General features: G+C 71.2%; 14 protein-coding genes. All 14 read left to right on the top strand.

Annotated elements, in window-relative coordinates; all coding sequences use genetic code 11:
• Positions 1 to 39 precede the first annotated feature (39 nt).
• The gene (locus ACFVGS_RS29610; protein ID WP_384417083.1) at positions 40 to 1,047 is read left to right on the top strand and encodes a sugar ABC transporter substrate-binding protein; all 1,008 of its coding nucleotides are present in this window, start codon (positions 40 to 42) and stop codon (positions 1,045 to 1,047) included.
• Positions 1,048 to 1,097: 50 nt separating this feature from the next.
• Positions 1,098 to 2,114 carry an ABC transporter permease gene (locus ACFVGS_RS29605; RefSeq protein ID WP_384417080.1) on the top strand — a complete coding sequence of 339 codons (1,017 nt, stop codon included), beginning with the start codon at positions 1,098 to 1,100 and terminating at the stop codon, positions 2,112 to 2,114.
• Complete coding sequence (locus ACFVGS_RS29600) at positions 2,111 to 2,902, top strand: ATP-binding cassette domain-containing protein (protein ID WP_385694693.1); 792 nt, start codon at positions 2,111 to 2,113, stop codon at positions 2,900 to 2,902. The genes ACFVGS_RS29605 and ACFVGS_RS29600 overlap by 4 nt, the downstream gene beginning before the upstream one ends.
• A 128-nt stretch (positions 2,903 to 3,030) precedes the next feature.
• Complete coding sequence (locus ACFVGS_RS29595) at positions 3,031 to 4,053, top strand: LacI family DNA-binding transcriptional regulator (protein WP_385694690.1); 1,023 nt, start codon at positions 3,031 to 3,033, stop codon at positions 4,051 to 4,053.
• 180 nt (positions 4,054 to 4,233) lie between these two features.
• Positions 4,234 to 4,803, top strand: a complete 570-nt coding sequence (locus ACFVGS_RS29590; protein ID WP_385694689.1) for a GNAT family N-acetyltransferase — start codon at positions 4,234 to 4,236, stop codon at positions 4,801 to 4,803.
• A 189-nt stretch (positions 4,804 to 4,992) separates the two neighbouring features.
• Positions 4,993 to 5,076: a putative leader peptide gene (locus tag ACFVGS_RS29585; protein ID WP_351188065.1), complete on the top strand. Its 84-nt coding sequence runs from the start codon at positions 4,993 to 4,995 to the stop codon at positions 5,074 to 5,076.
• Positions 5,077 to 5,202: 126 nt separating this feature from the next.
• Positions 5,203 to 6,900: a nitrite/sulfite reductase gene (locus tag ACFVGS_RS29580; protein ID WP_385694687.1), complete on the top strand. Its 1,698-nt coding sequence runs from the start codon at positions 5,203 to 5,205 to the stop codon at positions 6,898 to 6,900.
• Positions 6,897 to 7,076 carry a hypothetical protein gene (locus ACFVGS_RS29575; RefSeq protein WP_384417066.1) on the top strand — a complete coding sequence of 60 codons (180 nt, stop codon included), beginning with the start codon at positions 6,897 to 6,899 and terminating at the stop codon, positions 7,074 to 7,076. The genes ACFVGS_RS29580 and ACFVGS_RS29575 overlap by 4 nt, the downstream gene beginning before the upstream one ends.
• On the top strand, positions 7,073 to 7,789 hold the full coding sequence (locus tag ACFVGS_RS29570) for a phosphoadenylyl-sulfate reductase (RefSeq protein ID WP_385694683.1): 717 nt from the start codon (positions 7,073 to 7,075) through the stop codon (positions 7,787 to 7,789). The genes ACFVGS_RS29575 and ACFVGS_RS29570 overlap by 4 nt, the downstream gene beginning before the upstream one ends.
• Positions 7,789 to 8,367 (top strand): adenylyl-sulfate kinase, encoded by a 579-nt coding sequence (gene cysC, locus ACFVGS_RS29565; protein ID WP_384417059.1) that lies wholly within the window; start codon positions 7,789 to 7,791, stop codon positions 8,365 to 8,367. The genes ACFVGS_RS29570 and cysC overlap by 1 nt, the downstream gene beginning before the upstream one ends.
• Positions 8,364 to 9,299, top strand: coding sequence for a sulfate adenylyltransferase subunit CysD (cysD, locus tag ACFVGS_RS29560; protein WP_384417056.1), 936 nt, complete (start codon positions 8,364 to 8,366; stop codon positions 9,297 to 9,299). Before cysC ends, cysD begins: the two co-directional genes overlap by 4 nt.
• Positions 9,300 to 9,301: 2 nt before the next feature.
• A complete protein-coding gene (locus tag ACFVGS_RS29555) occupies positions 9,302 to 10,657 on the top strand; it encodes a sulfate adenylyltransferase subunit 1 (protein ID WP_385694679.1) in 1,356 nt (451 codons plus the stop codon).
• 203 nt (positions 10,658 to 10,860) lie between these two features.
• Complete coding sequence (locus ACFVGS_RS29550) at positions 10,861 to 11,970, top strand: aliphatic sulfonate ABC transporter substrate-binding protein (RefSeq protein ID WP_385694676.1); 1,110 nt, start codon at positions 10,861 to 10,863, stop codon at positions 11,968 to 11,970.
• Positions 11,971 to 12,005: 35 nt separating this feature from the next.
• A partial coding sequence (locus ACFVGS_RS29545) for an ABC transporter ATP-binding protein (protein ID WP_385694673.1) occupies positions 12,006 to 12,532 on the top strand: 527 nt, incomplete at its 3' end.

Below are 12,532 nucleotides of genomic sequence, written 5' to 3'. Positions count from 1 at the left end.
GTCAACGATGACACCCCTGCGTCCCCGAGGAGCCGTGCCATGAAGCGCACCTTCCGCACCGCCGTGTCACTCGTCGCCGCCACCGCCTCCGCCTCCCTGCTGCTCACCGCCTGCGGTGAGGGCGCCAAGGGCGCCGGCGGCAGCGGCGGAGCGGTGAAGGTCGGCCTGATCACCAAGACCGACACCAACCCGTTCTTCGTCAAGATGAAGGAGGGCGCGGAGAAGGCCGCCGAGAAGGCGGGCGCCCAGCTCTCCACGGCGGCGGGCAAGTTCGACGGCGACAACGAGGGCCAGGTCACGGCCATCGAGAACATGGTGGCCGCCGGCGTGAAGGGCATCCTCATCACGCCCAACGACTCCAAGGCGATCGTCCCCGCGATCGAGCAGGCCCGGAAGAAGGGCGTCCTCGTCATCGCCCTCGACTCGCCCACCGACCCTCAGGACGCCGCCGACGCCCTCTTCGCCACCGACAACCTCAAGGCCGGCGTGCTGATCGGCGAGTACGCGAAGGCCGCGATGGCCGGCAGGCCGGCGAAGATCGCCACCCTCGACCTCGCCCCGGGCGTCGCCGTCGGACAGCTGCGGCACGACGGTTTCCTCCAGGGCTTCGGCCTCGCGAAGAACGACCCCGCCGTGGTCTGCTCCCAGGACACCGGCGGCGACCAGGCCAAGGGCCAGACGGCGATGGAGAACTGCCTGCAGAAGGCCCCGGACATCAACGTCGTCTACACGATCAACGAGCCCGCCGCCCTCGGCGCGTACAGCGCGCTCAAGGCCAAGGGCCGGCAGAAGGACGTCCTGATCGTCTCCGTCGACGGCGGCTGCACCGGCACCAACGCCGTCAAGGACGGGAAGATCGCCGCCACGTCGCAGCAGTACCCGCTGGTCATGGCGGCCAAGGGCGTCGAGGCCGTGGTCGCGTACGCCAAGAACGGCACCAAGGCCTCCGGCTACGTGGACACCGGCGTCACCCTCGTCACGGACACGCCGGCCAAGGGCGTCCCGGCCAAGGACACGGCGTACGGCCTGGACAACTGCTGGGGCTGACCGCCCCGTTCACCGAACCACCCCGCCTCCCTTCCTCCCCAGGAGCACCGTTGACCACCACGACCACCGCCCCGGCCGGAGCGGCCCCCGCGCCGGCCGCCACGACCGGCCCGCGCGGCCGGCAGCTGCTCACCCATCCCACGACGGGACCGCTCGTCGCCCTGCTCGCCGCGTGTCTGTTCTTCTCCTTCCAGAGCGACCAGTTCCTCTCCGGCGGGAACCTCTCGCTCGTCGTCCAGCAGGTGATGGTCGTCGGCACCCTCGCCCTGGGCCAGACCCTGATCATCCTCACCGCCGGCATCGACCTGTCCTGCGGCGCGGTCATGGCCTTCGGATCCATCGTGATGGCGAAGCTCGCCGCCGACGGGACCCTGCCGCCGCTGCTCGCGGTGGTCGCCGGGATCGGCGTCTGCGCCCTGTTCGGCCTCGCGAACGGCGCGCTCGTCACCCAGGTCAAACTGCCGCCGTTCATCGTGACGCTCGGCATGCTCAACATCGCCTTCGCGCTCACCCACATCTACTCGGACGAGCAGACCGTCACCGAACTCCCCGGGGCGCTCACCGCGCTGGGCGAGACCTTCCCGCTGGGCCGCACCGACATCACGTACGGCTCGGTGCTCACGATCGTCCTCTTCCTCGCCTTCGCCTACTTCCTGGGCCAGACGGCCTGGGGCCGCCACACCTACGCGCTCGGCAACAGTCCCGAGGTCGCCCGGCTCACCGGCATCCGCACCACCCGGCTGCTGCTCGGCGTCTACACCCTCGCGGGCGTGATCTACGGCATCGCGGCCCTGCTCCTGATCTCCCGCACCGGGGTCGGTGACCCCAAGGCCGGCCAGACCGACAACCTGGACGCCATCACGGCGGTGGTCCTCGGCGGCACCAGCCTCTTCGGCGGGCGCGGCGCGGTCCTCGGCACCCTCGTCGGCGCGCTGATCGTCGGCGTGTTCCGCAACGGCCTCCAGCTCATGGGCGTGGGCTCGATCTACCAGACCCTGATCACCGGCGGCCTGGTGATCCTCGCCGTGGCCGTCGACCAGTTCTCCCGCAGGAAGGCCCGCCGATGAGCACCACCACCGACACCGTCACCGCCACCCCCGTCCTGCGGGCCCGCGGCCTGGTGAAGCGCTACGGCCAGGTCACCGCGCTCGACGGCGCCGACTTCGACCTCATGCCCGGCGAGGTGCTCGCCGTGATCGGCGACAACGGCGCCGGCAAGTCGAGTCTGATCAAGGCGCTCACCGGCGCCCTCCAGCCCGACGAGGGCACGATCGAGCTCGACGGGAAGCCGGTCCGCTTCCGCGACCCGCTCGACGCCCGCCGCCACGGCATCGAGACCGTCTACCAGGACCTGGCGGTCGCCGCCTCCCTCGACATCGCGAGCAACATGTTCCTCGGACGCGAGGTGCGCCGGCGCGGACCGCTCGGCTCGGTGTTCCGGATGCTCGACAACAAGAGGATGCGCGAGGAGTCGGCGGCGCACATGGCCGACCTGAAGATCGGCCTCCGCTCCTACACCCAGGCCGTGGAGACGCTCTCCGGCGGTCAGCGGCAGGGCGTGGCGGTGGCCCGGGCGGTCGCCTGGGCACGGCACGTGGTGGTGATGGACGAGCCGACGGCCGCGCTCGGCGTGAAGGAGTCCGGCCAGGTGCTCGACCTGATCCGCCGGGTCCGCGACCGGGGCCTGCCCGTCGTCCTCATCAGCCACAACATGCCGCACGTCTTCGAGATCGCGGACCGGATCCACGTCCAGCGGCTGGGCCGCCGGGTGGCACAGCTGCGGCCGGGGGACCACACGATGGCGGAGGTCGTGGCGATCATGACGGGCGCGCTCACGGTGGAGGGGGAAGCGTAGGGGGGTGTCTCGTCGATCAGCCCGGATCACGTCGCGAACCCGGCATGATCGGCGAGACGCCCCCTGGGGCGGGCCCTGGAGGTACGGTCGGGGATCGGCAGGTCCCACGACGACAGGAACGGTGATCAATGGCGGGCACCCGGCGGCCGACCCTCGCCGATGTGGCGGAGCGGGTCGGCGTGACCCCGAAGACCGTGTCCCGGGTGCTCAACGAGGACGGTCCGGTCTCCGCTGCGACCCGCGAGAAGGTGCTCGCGGTCGTCGAGGAGCTGGGCTTCCGGCCCAATCTCATGGCCCGCAACATGCGGGTGGGGGCGCGTGACTCGACGGTCGGCCTGGTGGTGCCCGACATGGGCAACCCCTTCTTCGGCACGGTCGCCGGCGGGGTCGAGCAGGCCGTACGGGACCGGGGGCTCACGCTGCTCATGGGCTCCTCCGGCGAGCGGCAGGAGGCGGAGCACGCCCTGATCACCACCTTCCTGGCCCGCCGGATCAGCGGTCTCCTCGTCGTGCCGGCGGCCGGGAGCGACCATCGCTTCCTGCGCCGGGAGCGGGAGAGCGGGCTGCCGCTGGTCTTCCTCGACCGGCCGGGCTCGGGACTGACCGCCGACGCGGTGGTCAGCGCGAACGAGGAGGGGGCGCGGACCGGGGTGGCGCACCTGATCGCCCACGGTCACCGCCGGATCGCGTTCATCGGTGACCGGCCGGCCACGCTGTACACGCGCAAGATCCGGCAGCGCGGCTACCAGAAGGCCCTCCAGGAGGCCGGCATCGCACCGGATCCGGCGCTGGTGGTCACGGCGCACGACCCGTACGCGGCGGGCGTGGCGGTACGGCGGCTGCTGGCCCTGGCCGATCCGCCGACCGCGTTCTTCGCGGCGAACAACTTCGCCACCCTCGGCGTGGTCCCGGCCCTCGCGGAGGCGGGGCGGCGGGACGTGGCCGTGGTCGGCTTCGACGACATCCCGCTGGCGGGAGTCCTGGAGCCGGGCCTCACGGTCGTGGCGCAGGACCCGGCGGCGATGGGACGGGCGGCGGCCGAACAGCTGCTGGCCCGGCTCGACGGCGACCGCTCGCGCGCGGTGACCCGCACGGTCCCGGTGACCCTGGTGCCGCGCGGCTCGGGCGAGCTGCGTCCGGAGACACGGTAGAGAGCCGCACCCGGCGACGGCGGCGAGCCACCGGGGCCGGTGGCGAACCGCCCGGGGCCGACCGCGAGCCGTCCGGGGCCGGAGCGGCACCTCCGTCCACCGCTGTCCGCATGGCGGACAGCTTGTCCGCCAGGACCGAACACGGTGGGAATCCCCGGCTCCGCATGATGCGATAAGCCCATGAGCATCACTCTCACCACCTGGTCCCTGGAACAGACCTCGCCGGCCGATCTGCGCCCGGCCCCGGCGCCCGAGGGCCGTGACCTGCGGATCGTGCGGGCCGAGGTGCCCTCGGCGGAGTTCAGCCGCTTCCTCTACACCGCGGTCGGCGGCGACATCGCCTGGAACGACCGGCTCTCGCTCACGTACGCGCAGTGGCAGGAGCTCGTGGAGAAGCCGGGCGCCGAGATCTGGGTGGCGTACGAGAAGGGGACGCCGGCCGGGTACGTGGAGCTGGACCCGCAGGACGACGGCGTGGTGGAGATCGTCTACTTCGGCCTGATCCCCGCCTTCCGGGGCCGCGGCATCGGCGGACACCTCCTCTCGTACGGAGTGGAGCGCGCCTGGGACCTGGCCGAGCGCTGGCCGGGCCGCGTCCCGACCAAGCGGGTGTGGCTGCACACCTGCTCCCTGGACGGGGAGCACGCGATGGCCAACTACGAGCGCCGCGGCTTCCGGCTCTTCGACACGAAGGTCGAGCAGGTGGAGCCGGCCGGCAACCCGGGCCCGTGGCCCGGCGCGTACGCCTGAGCCGCGGACGGCGTACGCCCGAGCCGCACGGTCCCGCGCGGACGCGGGACCGCACCTCTCCGCCGAAGGGGCCCTGAGCTGGGCCCCTTTCGCGTGACCCACGCCACACCATCTCGCAGAGCGAGACCCTACTGTCCAAATCCTGGACGAAGCTGGACTGGGTCCAAAGTCCCGTGACACGCTTCCGTCATGTCTGGAACTGGAATTGCCTTGGTGAGTCGGCGGCACGTCGACCTCGGCCGCATGTCCAGCGCCATCTGTTCGGCGCGCTGATAAGACCAGCACCGCCGAACCACTCTCCTGACGTCCTGAACTCTGCGCACTGCCGCGCCACCTCCTACCCGAGCGCGAGTGTGCAGGTCAGAGCCGCCCTCTCGCAGTCCCGAAGGACAAAACGCCATGGCCGCCACCCCGGAAAACCCCACTCCCGTCGCCGCCCGCCGCAAGACCGGGCGCCACCGTGGCGAGGGTCAGTGGGCCGCGGGGCACTTCACCCCGCTGAACGGCAATGAGCAGTTCAAGAAGGATGACGACGGTCTCAATGTGCGGACACGTATTGAGACGATCTACTCCAAGCGGGGCTTCGACTCCATCGACCCCAATGACCTTCGCGGACGCATGCGCTGGTGGGGCCTGTACACCCAGCGGCGCGAGGGTCTGGACGGTACCAAGACCGGTGTCCTGGAGCCGGAGGAGCTGGACGCCGAGTACTTCATGCTGCGCGTCCGCATCGACGGCGGCCGGCTGACCACCGATCAGCTGCGGGTCATCGGCGAGATCTCCCAGGAGTTCGCGCGCGGCACGGCCGACATCACCGACCGGCAGAACGTCCAGTACCACTGGATCCGGATCGAGGACGTCCCGGAGATCTGGAACCGCCTGGAGGCGGTCGGCCTGTCGACCACCGAGGCCTGCGGCGACACCCCGCGCGTCATCCTCGGCTCGCCGGTCGCCGGCATCGCCGAGGACGAGATCATCGACGGCACCCCGGCCATCGACGAGATCTACCGCCGGATCGTCGGCAACAAGGACTTCTCCAACCTGCCCCGCAAGTTCAAGTCCGCGGTCTCCGGCTCGCCGCTGCTCGACGTGGCGCACGAGATCAACGACATCGCCTTCGTCGGCGTGAACCACCCGGAGCACGGTCCCGGCTTCGACGTCTGGGTCGGCGGCGGCCTGTCCACCAACCCCAAGCTCGGTGTCCGGCTCGGCACCTGGGTCTCGCTCGACGAGGTGCCGGACGTCTACGAGGGCGTCATCTCGATCTTCCGCGACTACGGCTACCGCCGGCTGCGCAACCGCGCGCGCCTGAAGTTCCTGGTCGCCGACTGGGGCGCGGAGAAGTTCCGCCAGGTCCTGGAGGACGAGTACCTGAAGCGCAGGCTGACGGACGGCCCCGCCCCCGAGCAGCCGGCCGGCCGCTGGCGCGACCACATGGGCGTGCACCGGCAGAAGGACGGCCGCTACTACATCGGCTTCGCCTCGCGCGTCGGCCGGGTCGACGGCGCCACCCTCACCAAGATCGCCGACCTGGCCGAGCAGCACGGCTCCGGCCGGCTGCGGACCACCGCGGACCAGAAGATGATCCTCCTCGACGTCGAGGAGGACCGGGTGGACTCCGCGGTCGCCGCCCTGGAGGCGCTCGACCTGCGGGTGGACCCGTCGCCGTTCCGGCGCGGCACGATGGCCTGCACCGGCATCGAGTTCTGCAAGCTGGCCATCGTCGAGACCAAGGCCCGCGGCGCCTCGCTGATCGACGAACTGGAGCGCCGCATCCCGGAGTTCGACGAGCCGATCACCATCAACATCAACGGCTGCCCGAACGCCTGCGCCCGCATCCAGGTCGCGGACATCGGCCTCAAGGGCCAGCTGGTCCTGGACGACGACGGCAACCGCGTCGAGGGCTACCAGGTGCACCTGGGCGGCGCGCTCGGCCTGGAGGCCGGCTTCGGCCGCAAGGTCCGCGGCCTGAAGGTCACCTCGGCCGAGCTGCCCGATTACGTCGAGCGGGTCCTCAAGCGCTTCCAGGCGGAGCGCGAGGACGGCGAGCGCTTCGCCACCTGGGCGGCGCGGGCGTCCGAGGAGGCCCTGTCATGAGCGAGCGGGCGGCGCCGTTCCACTGCCCGTACTGCGGGGACGAGGACCTGCGCCCCCACGAGCAGGGTCACGGCGCGTGGGAATGCAGGGCGTGCAGCCGAGCCTTCCAGCTGAAGTTCCTGGGGCTGCTCGCCCCGGGCACTTCGAGCAACACCGGCGGAGGGGAAGAGATATGACGGTCACTCAGGACGTGACGGACGCGACCGCGGCCGACCTGAAGGCACTCGCCGAGCAGGCCGGCCGCGAGCTGGAGGACGCCTCCGCCCTGGAGATCCTCCAGTGGGCCGCCGACACCTTCGGCAAGCGCTTCTGCGTCACCTCCTCCATGGAGGACGCGGTCGTCGCCCACCTCGCCTCGCGTGCCATGCCCGGTGTGGACGTCGTCTTCCTCGACACCGGCTACCACTTCGAGGAGACCATCGGCACCCGTGACGCCGTCGACGCCGTCATGGACGTCAACGTCATCACGCTGACCCCGCGGCAGACCGTGGCCGAGCAGGACGCCGAGTACGGCCCGAAGCTGCACGACCGCGACCCCGACCTGTGCTGCGCGCTGCGCAAGATCAAGCCGCTCGAGGAGGGCCTGACCCGGTACGCCGCGTGGGCGACCGGCCTGCGCCGCGACGAGTCCCCGACCCGGGCGAACACCCCCGTCGTCGGCTGGGACGAGAAGCGGCAGAAGGTCAAGATCTCCCCGATCGCCCGCTGGACCCAGGACGACGTCGAGGCGTACGTCCTGGAGCACGGGGTGCTCACCAACCCGCTCCTCATGGACGGTTACACGTCCGTCGGCTGCGCTCCCTGCACGCGCCGGGTCCTCGAGGGCGAGGACGCCCGGGCCGGCCGCTGGGCCGGCCGGGCCAAGACCGAATGCGGGCTGCACGGCTGATGACCACCACCCCCCAGACCTCCCAGACCTCCCAGGAGAACCACGTGACCGGTGCCACCATCTGGCTCACGGGCCTGCCGAGCGCCGGCAAGACCACCATCGCGTACGAGCTGGCCGGCCGGCTGCGCGAGGAGGGTCAGCGCGTCGAGATCCTCGACGGCGACGAGATCCGCGAGTTCCTCTCGGCGGGCCTCGGCTTCAGCCGCGAGGACCGGCACACCAACGTGCAGCGGATCGGCTTCGTCGCGGAGCTGCTCGCCTCGCACGGCGTGAAGGTCCTGGTCCCCGTGATCGCCCCGTACGCCGACAGCCGCGAGGCGGTCCGCAAGCGCCACCAGGCCGAGGGCACCGCCTTCGTCGAGGTGCACGTGGCCACTCCGGTGGAGGTGTGCTCGGTCCGTGACGTGAAGGGCCTGTACGCGAAGCAGGCGGCGGGCGAGATCAGCGGCCTGACGGGCGTCGACGACCCGTACGAGGCCCCCGAGTCGCCCGATCTGCGGATCGAGTCCCAGAACCAGACCGTGCAGGAGTCCGCGGCGCAGCTGCACGCGCTGCTCACCGAGAGGGGTCTGCTGTGACCACCGTTGCCCACGTCCACGACGCCACCGACAGCCCGTTCGCGCTGTCGCACCTCGACTCGCTGGAGTCCGAGGCCGTGCACATCTTCCGTGAGGTGGCGGGCGAGTTCGAGCGGCCGGTGATCCTGTTCTCCGGCGGCAAGGACTCCATCGTCATGCTGCACCTGGCGCTGAAGGCCTTCGCCCCGGCTCCGGTCCCCTTCACGCTGCTGCACGTCGACACGGGACACAACTTCCCCGAGGTCATCGAATACCGCGACCGCGTGGTCGCCGAGCACGGGCTGCGCCTCCACGTCGCCTCCGTGCAGGACTACATCGACGCGGGCAAGCTGCGCGAGCGCCCGGACGGCACCCGCAACCCGCTGCAGACCGTGCCGCTGACCGAGGCGATCCAGCAGCACCGCTTCGACGCCGTCTTCGGCGGCGGCCGTCGCGACGAGGAGAAGGCCCGCGCCAAGGAGCGGGTGTTCAGCCTCCGCGACGAGTTCTCCCAGTGGGACCCGCGCCGCCAGCGGCCCGAGCTGTGGCAGCTGTACAACGGCCGGCACGCCCCCGGCGAGCACGTCCGCGTGTTCCCGCTGTCCAACTGGACCGAGCTGGACGTCTGGCAGTACATCCAGCGCGAGAAGATCGCGCTGCCGGAGATCTACTTCGCGCACGAGCGCGAGGTGTTCCAGCGCAACGGCATGTGGCTGACCGCCGGCGAGTGGGGCGGCCCGAAGGACACCGAGACGGTCGAGACGCGCCTCATCCGCTACCGCACCGTCGGCGACATGTCCTGCACCGGCGCGGTGGACTCCGACGCCACCACGCTGGAAGCCGTGATCAACGAGATCGCCGCGTCCCGGCTCACCGAGCGGGGCGCCACCCGGGCGGACGACAAGCTGTCCGAGGCCGCGATGGAAGACCGCAAGCGCGAAGGGTACTTCTAACCATGAGCACGTTCACCGAAGAGCCCACCTCCGGGCACGCCGAGCTCGCGGCCACCACCCTGCTGCGCTTCGCCACCGCCGGCTCCGTCGACGACGGCAAGTCGACCCTGGTGGGCCGGCTGCTGCACGACTCCAAGTCGGTCCTCGCCGACCAGCTGGAGGCCGTGGAGCACGCCTCGCGTTCGCGCGGCCAGGAGGCCCCGGACCTGGCGCTGCTCACCGACGGCCTGCGGGCCGAGCGCGAGCAGGGCATCACCATCGACGTGGCGTACCGCTACTTCGCGACCCCGCGCCGCCGCTTCATCCTCGCGGACACCCCCGGGCACGTGCAGTACACCCGGAACATGGTGACCGGCGCCTCGACGGCCGAGCTGGCCGTGGTCCTCGTCGACGCCCGCAACGGCGTCGTCGAGCAGACCCGCCGGCACGCCGCCGTCGCCGCGCTGCTCCGGGTCCCGCACGTGGTGCTCGCCGTGAACAAGATGGACCTGGTCGACTACCAGGAGTCCGTGTTCGCCGCGATCGCCGAGGAGTTCACGACGTACGCGTCGGAGCTGGGCGTCCCGGAGATCACCGCGATCCCGATCTCCGCGCTCGCCGGCGACAACGTCGTGGAGCCGTCCGCCAACATGGACTGGTACGGCGGCCCGACGGTCCTGGAGCACCTGGAGACCGTTCCGGTCAGCCACGACCTGACGGCCTGCCACGCGCGCTTCCCGGTGCAGTACGTGATCCGCCCGCAGACCGCCGAGCACCCCGACTACCGGGGCTACGCGGGTCAGATCGCGGCCGGCGCGTTCCGGGTCGGCGAGCAGGTCACCGTCCTGCCCTCCGGCAGGACGTCCACGATCAGCGCGATCGACGCGCTGGGCGAGTCCGTGGACATCGCCTGGGCGCCGCAGTCGGTCACCATCCGGCTCGCCGACGACATCGACATCTCCCGCGGCGACCTGCTCGCCCCGGTCGCCGACGCCCCGGCCACCAGCCAGGACGTCGAGGCCACCGTCTGCCACGTGGCGGACCAGCCGCTCACGGTGGGCCAGCGGGTGCTGCTCAAGCACACCACCCGTACGGTCAAGGCGATCGTGAAGGAGATCCCGTCCCGGCTCACCCTGGACGACCTCTCCCAGCACCCGAACCCCGGGCAGCTCGTCGCCAACGACATCGGCCTGGTGAAGGTCCGCACCGCGGAGCCGCTCGCGCTCGACTCGTACGCGGACTCCCGCCGTACCGGCTCGTTCCTGCTGATCGACCCGGCCGACGGCACGACCCTGGCCGCGGGCATGGCGGGCGAGTCCTTCGCCGGCGCCAAGGCCGCGAAGCCGGCCGTCGAGGACGAGGACGGCTGGGACTTCTGATGGGCCACCAGGACGTGTACACGACGTTCGCGAGGGAGGGCGGCCGGGTCGGCTCCGGCGCCCTCGGTGCGGGCCGGGGAGGTGTGGCGCGATGTGCGCGCTGACCTCTGTGCGCGGCCGCCTCGGCGCGACGGCGCTCCACCCCGTACGACACCGACACAAACGCAGACTTCGCTGAAGCCGAACCGAGGGGAACACCTCCCGTGCCTGCCACCACCCGTACCACCCTGCGCCGCGGCCTGGCCGCCGCAGCCGCTCTGCCCCTCCTGACCGGGGCGCTCGCCTCCTGCGGTTACGGCTCCCAGGCCAAGGACGACCAGACGAGGGTGGCCGCCGTGGGCGAGAAGCTCTCCGCGGACTCCGTACGGCTCGGGTACTTCCCCAACCTGACGCACGCGACGGCCCTCGTCGGCGACCGGGAGGGCATCTTCCAGAAGGAGCTGGGCGGCACCCAGCTGGAGGTGTCGACGTTCAACGCGGGCCCGTCGGAGATCGAGGCGCTGAACGCCGGCTCGATCGACATCGGCTTCATCGGCCCCTCCCCCGCCATCAACGGCTACACCAAGTCCAAGGGCAGCAACCTGCGCATCGTGGCCGGTTCGGCTTCCGGTGGCGTGAAGCTCGTGGTCAACCCGGAGAAGATCAGGACGGTCGGCGACGTCAAGGGCAAGCGGATCGCGACCCCGCAGCTCGGCAACACCCAGGACGTGGCCTTCCTCAACTGGGTGTCCGAGCAGGGCTGGAAGGTCGACTCGCAGAGCGGCAAGGGCGACGTCTCCGTGCTGCGCACGGACAACAAGATCACGCCGGACGCCTACAAGTCCGGTTCCATCGACGGGGCATGGGTGCCGGAGCCGACCGCGTCGAAGCTCGTCAGCGAGGGCGCGAAGGTCCTGCTCGACGAATCCGACCTGTGGCCGGGCAGGCAGTTCGTCATCACCAACGTGATCGTGTCGCAGAAGTTCCTCGCGGAGCACCCCGACGTGGTCGAGGCGGTCCTGCGGGGCTCGGTGAAGACCAACGCGTGGATCAAGGAAGACCCGGAGCGGGCGAAGGCCTCGGCCAACGCCCGGCTGAAGGAGCTCACGGGCAAGCCCCTCGGCGACAAGGTGATCGACGGCGCCTGGCCGTCGATCCGGTTCACCGACGACCCGCTGGCCGCGACGCTCCAGGCGCAGGCGGACCACGCGGTGAAGTCCGGTCTCCTCAAGGAGCCCGACCTCGTCGGCATCTACGACCTGAAGCCGCTGAACAAGGTCCTGAAGGCCGAGGGCAGGCCCGAGGCGTCCGACGCCGGTCTCGGCGTCAAGTAACCAAGTCCGCAAGCGCTACCCAGGAGGTGACGACCATGGCCACGACCACGACGCTCGCCAAGGCCGACGACCGCGTCCGCGCGACGGGTCACGCCGCGCGCATCGAGCACGTCTCGAAGTCCTTCGGCGGTCCCGCCGGCGGCCAGCTCGTCCTCGACGACATCTCCCTCGACGTCGCCCCCGGCGAGTTCGTCACCCTCCTGGGAGCCTCGGGCTGCGGCAAGTCCACCCTGCTCAACCTCGTCGCCGGACTCGACCGGCCGACCGCGGGCTCCATCGACACCCCGGGCGGCCGCCCGGCGCTGATGTTCCAGGAGCACGCCCTGTTCCCGTGGCTGACCGCGGGCAAGAACATCGAACTCGCCCTGAAGCTGCGCGGCGTACCCAAGGCGGACCGGCGGCCCGAGGCCGAGCGGCTGCTCGAACTCGTCCGGCTGGCCGGCTCGTACGGCAAGCGCGTGCACGAGCTGTCCGGCGGCATGCGCCAGCGCGTGGCGCTGGCCCGAGCGCTCGCCCAGGACAGCGATCTGCTGCTGATGGACGAGCCGTTCGCCGCGCTCGA

The sequence above is a fragment of the Streptomyces sp. NPDC127114 genome, assembly GCF_042677525.1.
In the GTDB taxonomy this organism is placed as follows: domain Bacteria; phylum Actinomycetota; class Actinomycetes; order Streptomycetales; family Streptomycetaceae; genus Streptomyces.
Note: the sequence above shows the minus strand (reverse complement) of the source record. Positions and strands in the feature narration are given on the sequence as shown.